Origin of the sequence: Geodermatophilus sp. CPCC 206100 (assembly GCF_048569675.1) — a bacterium.
Lineage (GTDB): Bacteria > Actinomycetota > Actinomycetes > Mycobacteriales > Geodermatophilaceae > Geodermatophilus.
This window is the reverse complement of the sequence record NZ_JAQISV010000004.1, coordinates 32,151-51,231: the sequence shown is the minus strand read 5'-3', so window position 1 is coordinate 51,231 and position 19,081 is coordinate 32,151. Positions and strand designations below refer to the sequence as shown.

16 protein-coding genes are annotated in these 19,081 nt (G+C 74.0%); 10 read left to right on the top strand and 6 right to left on the bottom strand.

The window, feature by feature from the left end; genetic code table 11:
• The first annotated feature begins 33 nt into the window (after positions 1-33).
• Positions 34-1,971 (top strand): FAD-binding monooxygenase, encoded by a 1,938-nt coding sequence (locus PGN05_RS02085; RefSeq protein ID WP_419750745.1) that lies wholly within the window; start codon positions 34-36, stop codon positions 1,969-1,971.
• A gap of 9 nt (positions 1,972-1,980) precedes the next feature.
• On the opposite strand, the gene PGN05_RS02080 is transcribed toward PGN05_RS02085, so the two are convergent.
• The gene (locus tag PGN05_RS02080) at positions 1,981-3,027 is read right to left on the bottom strand and encodes a MarR family winged helix-turn-helix transcriptional regulator (protein WP_419750743.1); all 1,047 of its coding nucleotides are present in this window, start codon (positions 3,025-3,027) and stop codon (positions 1,981-1,983) included.
• 217 nt (positions 3,028-3,244) lie between these two features.
• On the opposite strand from PGN05_RS02080, the gene PGN05_RS02075 reads away from it, so the two are divergent.
• Both PGN05_RS02075 and PGN05_RS02070 read left to right on the top strand, forming a co-directional pair.
• Positions 3,245-4,186 (top strand): amidohydrolase family protein, encoded by a 942-nt coding sequence (locus PGN05_RS02075; protein WP_419750741.1) that lies wholly within the window; start codon positions 3,245-3,247, stop codon positions 4,184-4,186.
• Positions 4,187-4,275: 89 nt separating this feature from the next.
• Positions 4,276-4,953 (top strand): GntR family transcriptional regulator, encoded by a 678-nt coding sequence (locus PGN05_RS02070; RefSeq protein ID WP_419750739.1) that lies wholly within the window; start codon positions 4,276-4,278, stop codon positions 4,951-4,953.
• 51 nt (positions 4,954-5,004) lie between these two features.
• On the opposite strand, the gene PGN05_RS02065 is transcribed toward PGN05_RS02070, so the two are convergent.
• On the bottom strand, positions 5,005-6,366 hold the full coding sequence (locus tag PGN05_RS02065; RefSeq protein ID WP_419750737.1) for an aminomethyl transferase family protein: 1,362 nt from the start codon (positions 6,364-6,366) through the stop codon (positions 5,005-5,007).
• Positions 6,367-6,418: 52 nt separating this feature from the next.
• On the bottom strand, positions 6,419-7,438 hold the full coding sequence (locus PGN05_RS02060; protein WP_419750735.1) for an ABC transporter substrate-binding protein: 1,020 nt from the start codon (positions 7,436-7,438) through the stop codon (positions 6,419-6,421).
• 195 nt (positions 7,439-7,633) lie between these two features.
• Between PGN05_RS02060 and PGN05_RS02055 the strand changes: the two genes are divergently transcribed.
• The gene (locus PGN05_RS02055; RefSeq protein WP_419750733.1) at positions 7,634-8,503 is read left to right on the top strand and encodes a 3-hydroxyacyl-CoA dehydrogenase family protein; all 870 of its coding nucleotides are present in this window, start codon (positions 7,634-7,636) and stop codon (positions 8,501-8,503) included.
• An 81-nt stretch (positions 8,504-8,584) separates the two neighbouring features.
• Here the strand turns inward: PGN05_RS02055 and PGN05_RS02050 are convergent, their stop codons facing one another.
• Positions 8,585-9,196: a hypothetical protein gene (locus PGN05_RS02050; protein ID WP_419750731.1), complete on the bottom strand. Its 612-nt coding sequence runs from the start codon at positions 9,194-9,196 to the stop codon at positions 8,585-8,587.
• Between the two features lie 320 nt (positions 9,197-9,516).
• On the opposite strand from PGN05_RS02050, the gene PGN05_RS02045 reads away from it, so the two are divergent.
• Complete coding sequence (locus PGN05_RS02045; protein WP_419750729.1) at positions 9,517-10,500, top strand: ABC transporter substrate-binding protein; 984 nt, start codon at positions 9,517-9,519, stop codon at positions 10,498-10,500.
• Between the two features lie 53 nt (positions 10,501-10,553).
• A complete protein-coding gene (locus PGN05_RS02040) occupies positions 10,554-11,837 on the top strand; it encodes a hypothetical protein (protein ID WP_419750727.1) in 1,284 nt (427 codons plus the stop codon).
• Positions 11,838-11,862: 25 nt separating this feature from the next.
• Here PGN05_RS02040 and PGN05_RS02035 read toward each other — a convergent pair whose 3' ends face one another.
• A complete protein-coding gene (locus tag PGN05_RS02035; RefSeq protein ID WP_419750726.1) occupies positions 11,863-12,774 on the bottom strand; it encodes a PaaX family transcriptional regulator C-terminal domain-containing protein in 912 nt (303 codons plus the stop codon).
• Between the two features lie 125 nt (positions 12,775-12,899).
• On the opposite strand from PGN05_RS02035, the gene PGN05_RS02030 reads away from it, so the two are divergent.
• The 4 genes from PGN05_RS02030 (at position 12,900) to PGN05_RS02015 (ending at position 17,809) form a co-directional block, all read left to right on the top strand.
• The gene (locus PGN05_RS02030) at positions 12,900-14,291 is read left to right on the top strand and encodes a hypothetical protein (RefSeq protein WP_419750724.1); all 1,392 of its coding nucleotides are present in this window, start codon (positions 12,900-12,902) and stop codon (positions 14,289-14,291) included.
• Between the two features lie 5 nt (positions 14,292-14,296).
• Entirely contained in the window at positions 14,297-15,910 is a 1,614-nt protein-coding gene (locus tag PGN05_RS02025) for a long-chain-fatty-acid--CoA ligase (RefSeq protein WP_419750722.1), read from the top strand.
• Positions 15,907-16,329, top strand: a complete 423-nt coding sequence (locus tag PGN05_RS02020; protein ID WP_419750720.1) for an acyl-CoA thioesterase — start codon at positions 15,907-15,909, stop codon at positions 16,327-16,329. The genes PGN05_RS02025 and PGN05_RS02020 overlap by 4 nt, the downstream gene beginning before the upstream one ends.
• 142 nt (positions 16,330-16,471) lie before the next feature.
• The gene (locus tag PGN05_RS02015) at positions 16,472-17,809 is read left to right on the top strand and encodes an MFS transporter (protein ID WP_419750718.1); all 1,338 of its coding nucleotides are present in this window, start codon (positions 16,472-16,474) and stop codon (positions 17,807-17,809) included.
• Positions 17,810-17,827: 18 nt separating this feature from the next.
• Here the strand turns inward: PGN05_RS02015 and PGN05_RS02010 are convergent, their stop codons facing one another.
• Positions 17,828-18,757 (bottom strand): LysR family transcriptional regulator, encoded by a 930-nt coding sequence (locus tag PGN05_RS02010; RefSeq protein WP_419750716.1) that lies wholly within the window; start codon positions 18,755-18,757, stop codon positions 17,828-17,830.
• Positions 18,758-19,081: the final 324 nt, after the last annotated feature.

Here is a 19,081-nt window from a genome sequence, read left to right as displayed (position 1 = left end):
GCACGGCCACGAGGACCTGCCAGAGGGGGTTCCATGCAGTTCTACCTGAACGGCTTCCAGCCCGGTGATCCCGAGGTGCTGCCCGCGGATCCGCGGCGCGCCGCGGAGCAGTCGGCCGACCTGCCGGACGAGGTGGACGTCCTCATCGTCGGATCCGGTCCGGCGGGGTCGGTGCTGGGGGCGCAGCTCGCGAGCTTCCCGGGCATCACCACCCGGATCGTGGAGCGGCGGCCGGGGCCGCTGGAGATGGGCCAGGCCGACGGCCTCGCCTGCCGCTCGCTGGAGATGTTCGACGCCTTCGGGCTCAGCGGCCGCGTGATGCGGGAGGGCTACTGGGTCAACGAGACCGTCTTCTGGCGGCCGGACGAGCAGGACCGGACGCGGATCGCCCGGAGCGGCCGGATCCAGGACGTCGAGGACGGGCTGTCCGAGATGCCGCACGTGATCATGAACCAGGCGCGGGTCCAGGAACTCCTTGTGGGCGTCATGCGCAACTCGCCGAGCAGGCTGACGCCGGACTACGGCCTCGAGCTGCGGACGCTCACCGTCGCCGACTCGGGGGAGCACCCGGTCGAGGTCACCCTGCAGCGGACCGACCCGGAGCGGTCGGGAGACGAGGTCACCGTCCGCGCCCGCTACGTCGTCGGCTGCGACGGTGCCCGCAGCCGGGTGCGGCAGTCGATCGGCCGCGAGCTGCGCGGCGACTCGGCGAACCAGGCGTGGGGCGTGATGGACGTCCTGGCGGTGACCGACTTCCCGGACATCCGGTTCAAGGCGGTGATCCAGTCCGACGAGGGCAACATCGTGGTCATCCCGCGCGAGGGCGGCTACCTCGTCCGCTTCTACATCGAGCTCGACGAGCTGGAGCCGGGCGAGCGGGTGGCGGCGCGGGGGATCACCGTGGACCAGTTGATCGCCCGGGCCGGGCGCATCCTGCACCCGTACACGCTCGACGTCCGGGACGTCGTGTGGTGGTCGGTGTACGAGATCGGCCAGCGGCTCACCGACGAGTTCGACGACGTCCCCACCGCAGAGGTCGGCACCCGGTCCCCCCGGGTCTTCATCGCCGGCGACGCCTGCCACACGCACAGCCCCAAGGCGGGGCAGGGCATGAACGTGTCGATGCAGGACGCGTTCAACCTCGGCTGGAAGCTCGCCGCCGTCCTCGAGGGGCACGCGACACCGGAGCTGCTGCACACGTACTCGGCCGAACGCCAGGCGGTGGCCCAGCGGCTGATCGACTTCGACCGCGAGTGGGCGGCGATGCACAGCGCCCGGCCGGAGGACGGCGCCGGTGACGAGGAGGGCCACGCCCTCGGGCTGCAGCGCCTCTACACCGAGCAGGGCCGGTACACCGCGGGCGTGGCGACGCACTACGAGCCCTCGCTCATCACCGCCGAGGCGACGCACCAGCACCTCGCTCGGGGCTTCCCGATCGGGGAGCGGTTCCACTCCGCCCCCGTCGTCCGGCTCGCCGACGCCAAGGCGGTGCACCTGGGGCACGTGGCCCGTGCCGACGGCCGGTGGCGGCTCTACGCCTTCGCCGACCCGGCGGACCCCCGCGACCAGGCGTCCCGCCTCCGCGGCCTCTGCGAGTTCCTCGCCGCCGCCGACGAGTCGCCGGTCCGCCGGTTCACCCCCGACGGTGCCGACGTCGACGCGGTGTTCGACCTGCGCGCCGTGGTCCAGCAGGGCCACCGGGAGCTGCCGCTGGCGGCGCTGCCCCCGCTGCTGCTGCCGCGCAAGGGCCGGCTGGGCCTGGTCGACTACGAGAAGGTCTTCGGCCCGGACCCGAAGGCCGGCCCGGACGTCTTCGAGCAGCGCGGCATCGACCGCGAGCAGGGCTGCCTCGTCGTCGTCCGCCCCGACCAGTACGTCGCCGCCGTCCTGCCGCTGGACGGCCACGCCGCCCTCGCCGACTTCTTCGCGGGCTTCATGGTCGAGGCCCGGGACCTGGTCCCGGCGCGCTGAGGGGGACGGTCAGGACGAGCCGGCGTCGCGGAAGGCGACCCGGTCCAGCCAGCCGACCAGGGTCCCGAGCTCGCCGTCGAGGAGCGGCTCGGCCAGGGCCGCCTGCACCCGCTGCACCCGCTCGGTGAGCTGGAGGTGGGTCTCGCGGACGTCCGGAGCCAGGCTCAGCACCTTCTGCCGGCCGTCGCCGGCGTCGCGGGCCACGGTCACCAGCCCGCGGCGCTCCAGGCGGGCGACGATGTCGGCGGTGCTGGACTTGTCCAGCGACGCCAGCTCGCCGGCGGTGACCTGGTTCATCGACGGCCGTCCGTAGAGCGCGCTCAGGATCGCGTACTGCGACGGGGTGATCAGTCCGCCGACGTGCTCGCCCCACAGGCTCGCATGGACCTGCTCGACGCGCCGCAGCAGGTGCCCCGGGGTGGTCGTGAGCCCCAGCGCGGGGGCGGTCCCGGGCGCCGCGGCGTCCGGCGACTCCGGGTCGGGGAGCCGGCCGCGGTAGGCGACCCGGCCCAGGAGGTCGACGAAGGACCCCCGGTCGGCCTCGTCCAGGACGGCGAGCAGCCGTTCCTGCACCCGGGCCACCTTCCCGGTGACGCTCTCCAGGGCCGCGCGCGAGGAGCCGGTCAGCTCCAGGAGGTTGCGCCGGGCGTCCTGCGGGCTGCGCCGGCGGCGCAGCCACCCGTTGCGTTCCAGCCGCGAGACGATGTCGGCGGTCGTGGACTTGTCCAGCGACGCCAGCCGCCCCACCTCGCGCTGGCTCAGCGGTGCCCCGGCGGCGAGGGCACTGAGGACGGCGTACTGCGGTCCGGTGAGGTGTCCGTCGAGCTCCTCGGTGAACAGCGCGGTGTGCACCTGCTGGGCCCGGCGGACGAGGTGCCCGAGCGTCCCGTGCAGCGGGAGGATGTCCCCGCCGGCGACCGGCGCCCCGTCGCTCGTCGCGCCTGCGGGGCTCCGGGGGTGCTCCGGGACGGACCGCTCGACGGCCCCGGCGGGGGCGCCGTTCCCGTCGCCGTCCCCCGCGGGCAGTCTCCGGGCGCGACGATTGACGGGATCCATGCGACCACCATATGGTCCGTATACGCACAACCCAAGGCCGTCAGCCGATCCGGGGCGGTGCACCCCGGCGTCCTGCTCGTCCTCGAGGGTCGCCGGCACGGAGATCCAGGGGAGTCGCAGTGAGCAGAACCCGCACCGCACCGCCGGCCGGTGGGACCCCGGTGCCGCCGGGGCCGTCGACCCGGGTCCGGCCGGCGCCGGGGCAGGAGTGAGCGCGATGTCCCTCGGCAAGATCGACACCCACGCCCACTACGTCCCCCCGGTCTACCGCCGCTACCTGGCGGACGAGGGGTTCTTCGGCGGCCAGTCGACGCCGGACTGGAGTCCGGAGGCGGCGCTGGAGGAGATGGCCACCCTCGGGGTCCAGACCTCCGTGCTCTCCGTCGCCCGGCCGGGGTTCTGGTTCGGGGACGTCGGCAAGGCCGCGGGGATGGCCCGGCAGGTCAACGAGTACGCCGCTGACCTGGTGCGCGAGCAGCCCGACCGGTTCGGCCTGTTCGCCGCCCTGCCCCTGCCCGACCTCGCCGCCGCCCTGCAGGAGGTCGAGCACGCTTTCGACCAGCTGCACTGTGACGGCGTGGTGCTGCTGGCCAACACCGACGGGGTCTACCTGGGCGATCCGCGGCTCGACGAGCTCATGGCCGAGCTGGACCGCCGCGAGGCGGTCGTGTTCGTGCACCCGAACGCCCTCCCGGCCGAGCCGGTGCCCGGCGTGCCGGTGTTCGTCGCCGACTTCCTGCTGGACACCACGCGCGCCGCGCTCAACATGGTCCGCAACGGCGTGCTGCGCCGGTACCCGCGGATGAAGGTGGTCCTGTCCCACGGCGGCGGGATCCTGCCCTACGCCGCGCACCGGATCGCCAGCCTCACGCCGATGGGGGAGGGCGGGCAGGTCGACCGGGCGGGGTTCCTGGCCGAGTGCGGGGCCTTCTACTTCGACACCGCGCTGACCGCCAGCCCGCACAGCATGCCGAGCCTGCTGGCCTTCGCCCGGCCCGGACACGTGCTGTACGGCAGTGACTGGCCCTACGCGCGCGAGGACAACTCCGAGTACTTCACCGCGCAGCTCGACGAGTACCCCCTGGACGACGACGTCCGGCGCTCGATCGAGCGGGGCGCGGCGGAGAGCCTGATCCCCCGGCTCGCCCAGCCGCGCTGAGGAACGGTGCCCGCGGCGCCCGCGCCCTCCGGCGGGGGCGACCATCGATAGGATGATCGATGTTCCGTCGGCCAGGATCGGGTGATGTCGTGAGCGCTGCCTCGGCGAAGCGATGGCGGCGGGTGCACAGCGCCGCGAGCCGCAAGGTGGTCGAGACCCGGTTGCGCGAGGCGATCTCCCGGGGCGACATGGCGCCGGGGCACCGGTTGGTCGAGTCCGACCTCATGGCGCAGTTCGGGATGACCCGCAACGGGGTCCGGCTGGCCCTCGACGCCCTCGCCGCCGACGGGCTGGTGGAGCGCGTCCCGAACAAGGGGGCGCGCGTCCGCCTGGTCACCACCGACGAGGCGGTCGGGATCATGGAGTGCCGGATGGTGCTCGACGGCCTGCTGTCCCGGCGGGCGGCGGAGTCGGCGACCGACGCGCAGGTCGAGCGGCTGCTGGCCAACCGGGAGCGGATGCGCGCCGCCGTCGCGAGCGGGGACCTGGCCACCTACTCCGACCTCATCCAGGCCCACCACGCGATCGTGCAGGACATGGCGCGGCGCCCGGTGGCGGCCGACCTGGTCGCCCGGCTGCAGGGCCAGATCGTGCGGCACCAGTTCCGGCTGTCCCGGCACCCGGAGCGCGCTCCCGAGTCGCTGCAGGAGCTCGAGCTCGTCGTCGACGCCGTCGCCGACCGCGACCCGGACCGGGCGGAGGCGGCCGCCCGCGCGCACCTGCAGGGCGTCATCGACTCCGTTCTCAGCGAGCCGGTGCGCGCCTGAGCCGGCCCGTCCGGCGGCGGGGCGGCCGGAGCCGCCCCGCCGCCGGAGCCGTCACCGGGTGCGGTACTCGCCGCGGGCGAAGCTGACGAACGGCGCCGGGGCGACGGTGGCCCGGATCTCGCGCTGGACGTGCTGCTCGACGGCCGGCTTGGCCGAGTTGGGATCCTCGCCCCAGAGCACGGTGACCTCGGTGCCCGGCTCGGCGTGCGCCGCGTCGACGGTGGCCAGGGAGACCATCAGCCGGTCGTTGGCGAGGTAGCCGCAGTCCATGGAGATGCCCACGCGCCCACCGCCGGCGAGGACGGCGTCGGCGTGGTGGAGGCCGTACCGGGCCTTGGGCATCTCGATGTACTTCGCGCCGGGCCCCGGGCGGTAGAGCGAGCCGACGGCGTCGGTGACGTCGTCGCTGTCCCAGACCAGGGTGACCTTGGTCCGCGAGGGTTCCTGGGCCATCCGCTCCAGCGCCGCGCGGCCGACGAAGTCGTGGTCGAAGGCGATGGTGCGGCCGTAGCCGACGTCGTAGGGGGTGAGGTAGTAGTCGGTGATGTCGGGGGAGTCCAGGCTGCCCGACAGCGAGCCCATGGCCTGTGCGGGCAGCCACTCGCGGTAGGCCTTCGACCGCTCGTCGTCGGAGTAGATGGCCGGGAACGGTGCGGGCACCCACGCCGACTCGAGGTTCGCCGTGGAGTAGGCCTTGGCGCCGGCCCGGACGAGGCCGTGCTCCTCGCCCGCGGCCAGCAGCGCGTCGAGGACGGCCTCGCCGTCGGCCCACGGGCCGAACAGCTCGAAGCCGGGCTGGCCGGCCATCCCGTGCCGCAGGCCGCGGACCCGGTGACCGGCGATGGTGAAGTCGGCCATCTGGAAGAACCGGGTCGCCGGCAGCGGCGCGCCGGTGGCCTGCTCCAGGACGGCGACGGCGGTCGGGCCCTGCAGTTCGTACCGGTACACCTTCGGCGGGCCCTCCTCGCGGTCGTAGGAGTTGTCGTCCCGCTCGGTGGTGGCGTCGTACTCCCCGCTCTCGAGGTGGAACTGCACCCAGTCGAGCACCATCGGGTGCCCGACCAGGTCGAACAGGTCGTCCTCGAGGTGGAACAGGATCGCGTCGCCGATGAGGTAGCCGTCGTCGTTGACCGCGACGAACTGCTTGGCCTTGTCGACGCCGAAGTCGGCGAAGCTGTTGACGCCGACGTCCTGGAGCAGCCTCAGCGCGTCGGGGCCGGAGATGTAGAGGTCGGTCATGTGGTGGGACTGGTCGAGCAGCGCGCAGGACTCGCGCCAGGCGCGCTGCTCGGTGCGCCAGTTGGTGAACTCCGGGCGGACCGGGAAGGTGTGCGGCCGGATCTGGGAGTTGCGGAGCAGGTCGACGGGGTTGCCGGCGCGGGCGATGGCCGCAGCGAGGCTCTCGGAGGGCATGTGGGTGGGACCTCTCGTGCGATGGGTGGCGGAGGTAGTGCGGGACGCCCGGTCAGTCGCCGGTGTAGACCATGTCCTCGCCGGCGGGCGCGGTCTCGATCACCTCGTAGCGGACCGCGAGCTGGGCGAGCTCCTCGATGGCGGCGGGGTCCAGTTCGGCGTCGAAGACGGGCAGCCGGATCCGGTCGGCCACGTCCTGCGGGATCTGGGTGTAGGTCGGGATGATCCGGCGGACCTCGTCCGGGTTCTCCTGGGCGTACTCGATCGCCCGGGTCATGCCGGCCACGAACGCGTCGACCGCCTCCGGCTGCTCGGCGATGAACTGGTCGGTGGTCTCCCACGCGCCGTTGATGAAGCCCGGGGCGATCGTCGGCGGGGGAGCCAGGACCTGCCGGCCGCCGGCGTCGAGGATCGAGGTGATGAAGGGCTCGGGTGCGTAGGCGGCGTCGACGTTGCCGCTCTCCAGGTTGGCCGGCATGTCGGGGAAGGGGATCTCGACGAGCTCGATGCTGCTGGAGTCGACGCCGAGCTCGTCCAGTGCGGCGCGCAGGGCGACCTCGAGAACGCCCTTGACGGCGTTGACCGCGATCCGCTTGCCGGCCAGGTCGGCCGGGGTCTGGATCGGGCTGTCGCCCTTCACCAGGACGGTCTGCCACTCGGCCTCGTCGGTGTCGGCGCCGAGGTCGCCGCCCACCACGAACTTCAGCGGCAGGCCCTGGGACATCGCCGAGATGGCCGGCACGTAGCCGGCGCCGATGACGTCGAAGTCGCCGCTGACCAGGGTGGTCACCATCGTCGCGCCGCCCTGGGCGTACTCCACCGTGACGTCGAGCCCCTCGTCCTCGAAGAAGCCCTGCTCCACGCCGAGGTTGAGGGCGGCCGTGTTGGCGGTCGGCAGGGCCCCGACGACGACCGGTGTCAGGCCTCCGTCGCCGCCCTCCGCCTGGCCCCCGCCGTCGTCCCCGCCGCCGCACGCCGCCACGGCGAGCGTGACGACGAGCCCCAGGAGGGCCGCCCCCGCTCGCCGGGTGCGGCGGGCGGGCCCGCCGGTCCCCGCAGCTCTGATGCCCATGCTCCACCCCTGTCCGTCCGTGGTCGTGCGGCGTCGTCCCGTGTGACGGGCGCCACGGGCACAGTATCGATAATCGTGCCCGCCGGGAAGGGGTGCGGCCGACCGGTGCGGCATCCCGACGGGTCGCCCCGCCACCTCTGCGCCGGCCCGGCGGCACTGCGAGGCTGAGGGTCCACCCTCAGGAGGAGGTCCGCGATGGCCCACGTGTTCCCCGAGGACGCCGATCGCCGGCCGGTGGCCGTCGTCGGCGCCGGCTCCCTGGGTCGCCGCATCGCGGCCGTCCTCGCCGCGGGCGGCACGGACGTGCGACTCACCGACCCCTCCGCGGAGCAGCGGGAGGCCGCGCGGGGCTACGCGCTGGACTCGCTCGAGGAGTTCCACCGGGCGCTCGGGCTGGCCAACGAGGAGCGCGGGACGGTGTCCTCGACCGAGGACCTCCGGGACGCCGTGGCCGGTGCGTGGCTGGTGGTCGAGGCCGTGCCGGAGCGGGTGGACGTCAAGACGGCCGTCTTCGGCGAGCTGGACCGGCTGGCCGAGCCCGACGCCGTGCTCGCCAGCAACTCCTCGTCCATCCCGACCAGCCAGGTGATCGGCGAGGTGGCCCGCCCGGAACGGGTGCTCAACGCGCACTTCCAGTCACCGCCGGAGCACAACGCCGTGGAGCTCATGTCCTGCGGGCGGACCGACCCCGCGGTGGTCGACGCGCTGGTGGAGCGCCTCCCCCGGTACGGGCTCGTGCCCTTCCGCGTGCGCCGGGAGAGCGACGGGTTCATCTTCAACCGGATCTGGGCGGCCATCAAACGCGAGTGCCTCATGGTGGTCGAGGAGGGCGTGGCGTCGCCCGAGGACGTCGACCGGATGTGGCAGCTGTTCACCCGGCCGGGGACGCCGCCCTTCCGGCTGATGGACGTCGTGGGCCTGGACGTCGTCCTGGCCATCGAGGAGCACTACGCCGACGTGCGCGAGGGGATCCCCGACGGGCCGCGGCGGCTGGTGCGCGAGTACGTCGAGCAGGGGCGCCTGGGGCGCAAGAGCGGTCGCGGGTTCTACGACGACTACGGGTGAGGGCCGACGCGCAGTGGGGCCGCGCCCGGTGGTGACCGGAGGCGGCCCCGATGTGCGCGCGGACGGCGTCCGCCGCCGAGGTCAGACGTCGAAGCCGGCGCGGTCGATCTTGCGGTGGTAGCGCGTGCCCAGCTTGCCGCCGAGGACGGCGCCCAGCAGGGTCGCCAGCAGCGCCGCGACGAGGGCGATGATCCCGGCGGTGGTCAGGGTGTCCCCGCTGATGGGGATGGTCGGCAGGTTGAGCTGCGAGAGCACGTTGTACTGGGCGCCGAGGACGGCGCCGGCGACGGCGAGCAGCACCACGACGAGCAGTCCGATGACCCACACGGCGACGCCCTGCCGGACCCCGTCGAAGCGGGCCATCCGGCCGGCGACGTAGCCGCCCGCGAGATAGGCGAGGAACAGGACGACGAGCAACGCGATGCCGCCGGCGATGCCGATGGTGTCGGCCTGCTGGGTCGCGGCGTCGGCCGCCTGGTCGGCGGAGGAGGCCTGCGTCAGGCCGAAGGCCACCCCCGCGGCGGACAGGAGGGCGAGCAGGACGACGGCGAGACCGTTGGCGGACAGCCAGCCGAAGAAGGCCGCGCCCCACTTGATGCCGCCGAAGCGGGCGTGCTGCGCGTCGACGGCCTCGCGGGCGGCGCCGCGGGTGGCGTGCGCGCCGACGTCGGGCTCGGATCGGTTCGTGGCCATGAGTACTCCAGGGGTGGTCGGCAGGAGCCGCGAGCAGGCGGGCAGCGCAGCGCCGCCTGCGGGACGGCAGGAGAGGGACGGGGAGCAGCGGACGCCGGTCGGTTCCCGGCTCCGCGGTGCAGTGCGCCGGTGCTGGGTCCGGGTGCGCCTCTGAGTGGTGCCCCGTCGTATACGCCGTGAACAAGCTCCCGGCCGCGCCGCGACGCGCGCAGCTCCCGAGGTTTTGTCGACCCCGGCGTTGACGGTCGCCCCAGCAACTGTCTAGCGTTGCCGTGAGCGCCGCCACACTCGACCGGGGTGGCCTGTCCCGAGGAGTCGACATGCGCAGGTCCACAGTTCTCGCCACGGTCGCCGCGGTCTCCGTGGTGCTGGCCGGGTGCGGAGGCGGCGAGGCGGCCGACGAGGCCGAGGCGACGGGCACGGAGGCCGCCGTGACCCAGTTGTCCCTCGGGGTCCTCCCCCTGGTGGACCTGGCGCCGATCTACCTGGGGGTCGAGCAGGGCTTCTTCGAGGAGGAGGGGCTCGAGCTCAGCTTCACCACCGCCCAGGGCGGCGCGGCGATCATCCCCAGCGTGCTCGGCGGGGAGCTGGACTTCGGCTTCAGCAACCCCACGTCGCTGATCCTCGCGCGCAGCCAGGGGCTGCCCGTGAAGATCATCGCGCCGGGCGGGTCGAGCACCGGCGAGGTCGGGGCCGACTACGGCGCCGTCGTCGTGCGGCCGGACAGCGGCATCCCGGATGCCGCGGGCCTGGCCGGCCGCCGGGTCGCGGTCAACACGCTGCGCAACATCGGCGACACCTCGATCCGCGAGTCGGTCCGGGTCGCCGGCGGGGACCCGGACGCGGTCGAGTTCGTGGAGATGCCACTGCCGGACATGGGGGCCGCGCTCGAGACCGGTCAGGTCGACGCGATCTGGGTGGTCGAGCCCTTCCTCACCAGCGCGCTCTCCCAGGGGGCGGTGCCGGTGGCGTGGAACTGGATCGACGTCTCGCCCGACCTGATGGCCTCGGCGTACTTCACCTCGGAGGAGAAGCTGGCGCAGGACCCCGACCTGGTGGAGCGCTTCGCCGCCGCGGTCGCCCGGTCGGCCGAGTACGCGCAGCAGAACCCGGAGGAGGCCCGGGACATCATCACGACCTACACGCAGATCCCGGCGGAGGTCGTCGCCGAGGTCACGCTGCCGGGCTGGGAGCCCGAGGTGAACGTGGACTCGACCGAGCGGCTCATCGACCTCGCCCTGGAGGACGGCCTCATCGACGACGAGGTGAGCGTCGAGGACCTGGTGGCCGAGACTGCGCGGTGACCGCACCGGCGGCGGGGAACGGACGGCGGAGGACCGGGGAGGACGGGACAGCGATGACCTACACGGTGGACAGCATGCGGACGCCACCGCCCACGTACGCGTGGACGCGGTTCGGTGAGCCGGAGTACACCGACTGGCTGGACGAGAGCCTGTCGTGGAAGGACGCCTGCTACATCGGGAACTGGTCGTTCCTCTGGCAGCACCGGTTCACCGGGCCCGACGTCCTGCGGCTGTTCTCCGACTTCTCGGTCAACAGCTTCGCCCGCTTCGAGCTGGGCCAGTCCAAGCACGTGATCCACACCGACGTGAACGGCAAGGTGGTGCACGAGGGGATCCTCACCCGCTTCGGCGAGGAGGAGTTCATGCTGCACGGCCGCGGCGGCTTCTGGATGAGCCACCAGCTCGCGCGCGGGGCCTACGACGCCCGGGTCGAACGCGACGACTGGTTCATCTTCCAGGTGTCCGGCCCGAGCTCGGTCGACCTCCTGGAGGCGGTCTCGGGCTCGCGCCAGCTGCGGGACACCGGCTTCATGCGGGTCGCGCCGGTGACGATCGCCGGGCACCAGGTGTGGGCGCTGCGCCAGGGCATGGCCGGGGAGGTCGGCTTCGAGCTGCAGGGGCCGATCGAGCACGGCCCGGAGATCTACGACCTGATCGTGGCGGCCGGGCAGGAGTTCGGGCTGCGCCGGCTGGGCTGGCGGGCGGCGCCGATCAACCACCTGGAGGCGTGCTTCCCGACCATCGCGACCGACTACATCCCGGCCATCTTCGGCGCCGACATGGCCGACTACCTGGCCGAGTTCACCGCGTCCATGCCCGCGTTCGCCCAGCCCGCCTACATCGCGGGCAGCTACGACGGGGCGGAGGTCAGCGAGTACTACCGCAGCCCGGTCGAGCTCGGCTGGGCGCGCAACATCAGCCTGGACCACGACTTCCTCGGGCGGGCGGCGCTGGAGGCGGAGAAGGCGGACCCGCGGCGGGTGATCCGCACGCTGGTCTGGGACAGCCAGGACGTCGGCGACGTCTACGCGTCCCTGTTCCGGCCCGGGCAGAACTACCCGTTCATGGAGATGCCGCGGGACCCGCGGGGGTTCATGTGGGCCGACGAGGTCACCGTCGGGGACGACCGGGTCGGCGTCGCCACCTCCCGCGGCTACAGCTACTACTTCCGGGAGATGCTGTCCCTCTGCACCATCGACGTCGCCTCCAGCGAGCCCGGCACGCAGGTGACCGTGCACTGGGGCACGCCGCGGGGCCCGCAGAAGGCGATCCGGGCGACCGTCGCGCCCGCCCCGTACAAGGCCGACCGACGGCGCAGCGACCTGCACGCCGTCTGACGCCGGGGCCCGGGGCGAGGCCGGCTCAGGCCTCGGCCAGGGCCTCCGTGGAGGTGTGGTGCCGGGCGAGCTGCGCCGCAGCCGGGTCGTCGACGGCGACGAGCTCCCGGAAGCGGCCGGTGGCCTGCGGGCCCAGGGTGTCGTAGACGTCGGTGAACAGCTCGCGGGCGCGGTGCGCCGGCCATCCGCCGGGGAGGAGCTCGGCCGGCAGCTCCGGGTCGAGCGCCGGGAACGTCCGCCAGACGTCGATGAGCGTCGTCCGGAGGACCAGCGCCTCGGCGTCGGTGACCTCGCCCGCTCGCACCCGGTCCGGCACCCCGCCGAAGTCCCCGAGGAACCGGTGATAGGCCTCCCCCAGGTGCTGGAGGTCCCAGGCGCGCGCGGGGTCGCCGTCGCGGGGGCCGCACGCCGTGCCGACGACGATGGTGGCGGTGGTCAGGGCGAGCTCGCCCAGCAGGTCGTTGCCCTCTTCGGCGTGGTCGCCGGGCGCGACCCACACGCCGTCGAACAGGGCGGTGAAGCCCAGCCAGCGCAGCCGGGTGCGCAGCGTGGACCGCAGCGAGCGGTGCTCCTCGGGCACGGAGAAGGCGACCATGGTCCACCGGCCGTCCCACGGCTGCGGATCGCTCCCGAAGCGGAAGATCCGGCGGGTGCCCTCCACCAGGGTGGCGTGCCCGGTCTCGCTGAGGGCGTAGGCGGTCCGCCGGCCCTGGCGGGTGGCCACGAGCAGGTCCTTGCGGGCCAGGCGGCTGATGGCCGCCCGCGCGTTGGGCTCGGTGACGCCGAACTCGGCCAGGAGCCGGACCAGCGCCGTCGACGGCAGTGACTCGGTGCGGGAGTACCAGAAGTCGCCGAGCAGGGTCAGCAGCAGGTGCTGCGGCCGGGTCCCGACGGCCGCGCCGGTTCCGCCGTCAGGGCCCTGCGTTCCCTCGCTCACGCGGAGGATCGTAGGCAGCCCCGACCTCCCCACCTCGGTGGACAGCTGCGTTGACGCTCGTCCGCGTCGGCGTCTACCTTCAGGGGCGTCCCACAGGGCCGCGACGACGCGACGAACGAGGAGCCATGGACGACCTCCGGGAGCAGTACCGCCGCGCCAACCAGCACCGCGACCTGGCCTTCCTCGAGCGCCCCTACCTGGGCACGCCGGGCGCGCCGGCGCAGGACGAGACCAACACCAGCCGGCTGTGGGCCCACCTGAACGGCGGGTTCCTCATGGCGCACGAGTACACCCGCTGGTGGGAGGAGTCCCGCGCCCTGCGCACGACGGCGGTGCTGGGCGACTGGAGCTGGCTGAACAAGGTCCGGGTCACCGGACCGCGGGCCGAGGAGTTCCTGGACCGGGTCTCGGCCAAGAGCGTCACCAGCCAGCAGGTCGGCGCCACCCGGTTCACCCCCATGCTCAGCTCGGACGGGCGGATCGCCATCGAGGGCGTGACGCTCAAGCTCGCCGACGACGACTTCCTGTTCACCCAGTCCGGCGCCCAGTTCTGGCTGCCGCTGCAGGCGCAGGCCCTCGGCATCGACGTGGGCCTGGAGGACCAGACCCCCGACTGGACGTGCTTCGCCCTGCAGGGGCCGCGGTCGCTGCCGGTGCTCGAGGCGGTCACCGGGGAGTCCTTCGCCGACCTGCGCTTCTCCCGCTGGCGCCGGGTGACGCTGTTCGGCACCGAGGTGATCGTGCAGCGCCAGGGGGTCACCGGCGAGGTCGGCTACGAGTTCCTCATGCGCACCGACACCGGGCGCGCGCACGAGCTCTGGCGGCGGATCCGGGACGTCGGCCGCGAGGTCGGGCTGCGCGAGCTCGGCTACCGCGCCCAGATGATCGGCCACACCGAGAGCAACGTGCCCACCGTGATCCGCGACTACCTGCCCGACCGCTTCCCGGCCGACAAGCTGCCCCGCTTCGCCCGGCTGTGGGCGACCGAGGAGGAACTGGCGGCGCTCGACTCCGACCTGGGCGAGCACCTGGTCACCCCGGCCGAGCTCGGCTGGAGCCGTGCGGTCGACCTCGACCACGAGTTCGTCGGCCGGGACGCCGTGCGCGCCGAGGCCGACGCCGGGGGGCCGGCGCGCCGATGGCGGGCGCTGGTGTGGGACGCCGGCGATGTGGGGGAGCTGTTCGCCGCGCAGTTCCGCGACGCGCCCGCCCCGCCGGCGCCGGACCAGTCGTGGGGGCAGTTCCGGCTGCAGTTCCACCGCGTCCGGCGCGACGGCGAGCCGGCCGGCTGGGCGTCGGCGGCCGCGCACAGCCCCACGCTGCGCCGGATGATCAGCCACGCCCGGCTGGACGCCGGGGTCGAGACCGGCGCCGAGGTCACCGTCGACTGGGGCTACCCCGGCTCCCCGACGTGGCGGCTGCGCGCGACGGTCGCCGAGCAGCCGCTGCTGCCCGACCACCGCCGGGACGACCCGGTCGCGGCGGCCGCCGCCGCGACGGCCGCAGGAGGGGAGTGAGGACCGTGCACCAGTCCCTGGACATCGCCGCGATCCTGCGCCGGGCCGAGCAGTTCGCTCCCGGCCGGGAGGTGGTCAGCCGCCGGCCCGACCGTTCCCTGCAGCGCACCACGTACGCCGAGCTGGGGCGCCGGTCGCGGCAGCTGGCCTCGGCGCTGCTGGGGCTGGGCCTCGAGCCGGGCGCCCGGGTGGCCACCCTGCTCTGGACGCAGGCCGAGCACTGGGAGGTCTACTACGCCGCGCCGATCGCCGGCCTGGTCACGCATCCTCTCAACCCCCGGCTGCACGCCGACGACATCGCCTACATCGCCGACGACGCCGGTGACGAGGTCCTCGTCGTCGACGAGTCGTTCCTGGGCCTCTACGACCTGATCCAGGGGCGCACGCCGTTCCGGCACGTGGTCGTCGTCGGCGCCGCGCCGGAGGGGCTGCTGTCCTACGAGGAGCTGCTGGCCGGCGGGGACCCGGAGTGGCAGCCCGGCGAGCTCGACGAGTGGTCCACCGCGCTGGTGACCTACACCAGCGGGACCACCGGGCGGCCCAAGGGCGTCGAGGTCAGCCACCGCGCCATCGCGGTCCACGCGCTGTCGAGCGCGCTCGGCGGCTGGCTGGCGATCACCGACTCCGACGTCGTCCTGCCGGTGGTGCCGATGTTCCACGCCCTGGCCTGGGGCTGGCCCTACACCGCCGCGTTGCTCGGGGCCAAGCAGGTGCTGCCCGGCCGCTTCCTCGACCCGGCCAGCCTGCTCGAGCTCATCGCGGGCGAGCGGGTGACCCTCACCGGGGGCGTGCCCACCGTCTGGATGGGCCTGCTGACCGCCCTCGACGCCGAGCCGGGCGTGCACGACACCAGCTCGCTGCGCGCCGTCCTCAGCGGCGGCGCCACCGCTCCGCCGGCGATGATCGAGGGCCTGCGGCAGCGGCACGGGGTCCCGCTCGTCCACACGTGGGGCATGACCGAGCTGGTCATGGGCGCGATCGCCAACCTCACCGTCGAGCTGCAGGAGGCCCCGGAGGAGGAGCAGCGTCGGCACCGCTACGCGCAGGGCCTGCCGATGCCCTTCCTCGAGGTCCGGGCCCGCGGCGATGCCGGCCTCGTGCCCTGGGACGGGCGGAGCCTCGGCGAGCTGGAGGTCCGCGGGCCGTGGGTCGCCCGCGAGTACCTCGCGAACCCGCAGGCGAGCGCGGAGCAGTGGACCGACGACGGGTGGTTCCGCACCGGGGACGTCGTCGCGATCACCCCGCACGGCTACATCTCCATCCAGGACCGCGCCAAGGACCTCGTGAAGTCCGGCGGCGAGTGGATCTCCACCCCCGAACTGGAGAACGCCCTCATGGACCACCCCGCCGTGGCCGAGGCCGCGGTCATCGCCGTCGCCGACGAGAAGTGGACGGAGCGCCCGCTGGCCGTCGTGTCCTTCAAGTCCGGCGCCTCGGCCACGCCCGAGGAGCTGCGGGAGTTCATCGCCCCCAAGGTGGCCCGCTGGTGGCTCCCCGAACGCGTCGAGTTCGTCGAGGCGATCCCGAAGACGGCGGTGGGCAAGTACAACAAGATCGCCCTCCGGGAGCAGTTCGACAGCACCCGCGACCCCGCGGCTCCGCGGACGGACCGGGCGTGACCGGCGACGGGCAGGGGACGCCGCACCTGTACCGCGGGCGGGTCGCCTTCGTGGACACCGACGCCAGTGGCCGCATCCACTTCACCGCCGTGTTCCGCTGGGCCGAGGCGGCCGAGCACGACCTGCTCCGCAGCCTGGGTCACTCCTTCACCGGCGGCTTCCCGCGGGTCGACGTCCAGGCCGGCTACCGGGCCGCGCTCCGGTTCGACGACGAGTACGAGCTCGCCCTCGCCGTCGCCTCGGTGGGGAAGTCGTCGATCGCCTACACCTGGCGGATCCGCACCGGGGGCGAGGTGGCCGTCGAGGGGCGGCACCACGTCGTCTTCGTCGGCGACGGGGAACGCCCGCACCCCCTCCCCGAGGACCTCCGGGGACAGCTGACCAGCATGCTGCCGGCCGCTCCGCAGGGCGGGGCCTGACGCCGTCGCACCGCCGGCCCGACCGACCTCGCCCCGTCGAGCGCGGGAACGGGGGAGTGCAGACTCTGCGGGTGTCCCCGCCGCGCCCCTGGCCCCCCGTCCCCGGAGCACCGGCCGGGGGATCGGGGGAACGGTGCAGCAGGTGACCGGAGGCGCCGGCCGGGGGGACGTGGTGCTCGGCGGGCGCACCGCCTGGGTCGTCCTGGTCGTCGGCCAGGCGGCGGGGGTGGTCGCCGTCCTCCAGCGGTCGTCCCTGGGGGTCGCGGCCACCGACGCGTTCGAGCGGTTCGGCATCGCCGCCGCGACGCTGGCGACGTTCTCCGTGGCGCAGCTGGTGGTCTACGCCCTCATGCAGGTGCCGGTCGGCGTCCTCATCGACCGCTACGGCTCCCGGCGGCTGATCGTCACCGGCGCCCTCGTCATGGCCGCAGCCCAGGCGGCCTTCGCCGTCAGCGGCACGCTGCCGGCGGCGATCGCGGCGCGGATGGTGCTCGGCGTCGGTGACGCGCTGGTCTTCATCAGCGTCATGCGGCTGGTCCCGGCGTGGTTCCCGCCGTCCCGGAGCGGAACGGTCACCACGGCCGTCGGCCCGATGAACTCCCTGGGCTTCGTGGTCTCCGGGCTCGCCTTCGCGGCCGTGCTGCCCGCCCTCGGGTGGACGCCGTCCTTCCTCCTGGCCGCCCTGGTCAGCGTGGCGTCCGCGCTGGCGGTCCTCGCCCTCGTCCGGGACTCGCCCTCCCCGCGCCCGCCCCGCGTCCCCCTCGCCCGGGCCCTGGGCGTCGCGGCCTCGGACCTGCGGGAGGCGTGGCGCGAGCCGGGCACCCGCCTGGCGTTCTGGCTGAACTTCCTCACCCTCTTCCCGGGCATGATGTTCGGCGTCCTGTGGGGGTTCCCCTTCCTCGTCGAGGGCCAGGGGGTCTCGCCGGGGTTCGCCGGCGCGCTGCTGACCGTGCTGGCCGTCACCGGCGTGGTCTACGGCGCCAGCGTGGGCCCGCTGGTCAACCGCCACCCGTACCACCGCAGCCTGATCGGGATCGGCCTGGTCGGGCTGGTGGGCGCGATGTGGGGGACGGTCCTGCTCTGGCCCGGCCCGGCACCGCGGTGGCTGCTGGTCGTGCTGGTCCTCGTCATCCCGCTGGCCGGGGTGGCCGCGATCGTCACCTTCGACCTCGCGCGGACGGCCAACCCGCCCCGCCGGCTGGGCGCCGCGATCGGGATGGTGAACGCCGGCGGCTTCCTCGGCACCCTGCTGGCCGTGCTGGCGATCGGCCTCGTCCTGCAGGCGATGACCCCCGAGGGGTCCACCGAGTACTCGCTCGGCGCCTTCAAGTGGGCGTTCGCGACCCAGTACCTGCTGTGGGCGGGCGGCGCCGTCCTGACCCTCCGGTACCGCCGGCAGGCAGTGCGTGCCCTGGCCGAACGCGACCCGGCCGCGCTGGAGGCGCTGCGCCGCGGCGTGCACCTGACCCCGCCGACGTAGCGGCGCCGGCGGGCGGCCTCAGCCGGGCCGGTGCCCGTACAGCCGACGGGTCAGGTCGGCCAGGGCGCGGGCCCGCGGGGACAGCCGGACGTCCCCGGGCCAGGCGAGCACGACCGGGACGGCGGGCAGCGGCGGATCCACCTCGCGCTCGATGATGGGCAGGCCCTCGTAGCTGGACTTGTTCGGCGGCCGCTGCACCAGCAGCGCGTACGTGCGCCCCCGGGCGACGATCGAGCGGGTCAGCTCGTAGCTGCGGGTGTGGTGGCGGATGGTGGGCACGAGCCCCCGCTCCTGGAAGGCCGACATCGCGTAGTTGGTGCTGGGCGGCTGGTCGAACAGCACGAGTGGCTCCGGCGCCAGCTCCTCGAGGGTGACCGTCGGCTGCCGGGCGAGCGGGTGGTCCTCACCGAACAGGGCGTACCCCCGGGCCTCGTAGAGCAGGATCGACTCCAGCCCGTCGAGGCCGCCCATGTCGTACACGACCGCCACGTCGATCCGGCCCGTGAGCAGCGCCTCGTGCAGCAGGTCCTGCGATCCCTCCAGGAAGTCGAGGGTGACCTTGGGGTGCGCGGTCTCCATCTCGCTGAGCAGCCGGGGGAGCACCGTCGGCGCCAGCGTCACGAAGCACCCGATGCCGACCGGGCCGGCGAGCTCGGCACCGCCACCGCGGACCGTGTACGACAACTCGGCCGCGTCCGCGAGCAGCCGCCGCGCCATGTCGAGGACCTGCCGGCCCAGCGGCGTCAGCGTCACGCCCTGCGCGCGGCGCCGGACGCACAGCTCCGCGCCCAGGATCCGCTCCAGCTCGGTGATCGACCCCGACACGGCGGACGGCGACATGTAGAGCCGCTCGGCGGCGGCGCTGATCGTGCCCGTCTCCGCGACCGCCACGAAGTGGGACAGCTGGCGCAGCGAGAAGTCGCCCGGCCCGAGGTCGGTCGCGCTCACGGTTCCCTCCCGTCCCCGGCCGGACGACGGCGGCCCGTCGTCCCTCGTCGGTGCACCGGCGCGCGTCGGTCCTGGCCGGCCGCGGGCCCCACCCCGCTCATGATCACATCCGCGCCGTCCCGGGCATCCTCGGCTCCGCCGCAGTCCCTCCTCGGAACGCCCTGATTGACGGCTCCGACGGCCCGTGACGACACTCACACCACGCGGCAGCCGGCCCCGGAGGACGAGCGAGGAGTCCGGGGCCCGCCGCGGCTCAGCGGGGGAGCGCGGCCGATCGTGCTCCCCGAGACCCGGACCCGCGACGGTGGCGCACGCCCGCCGTCC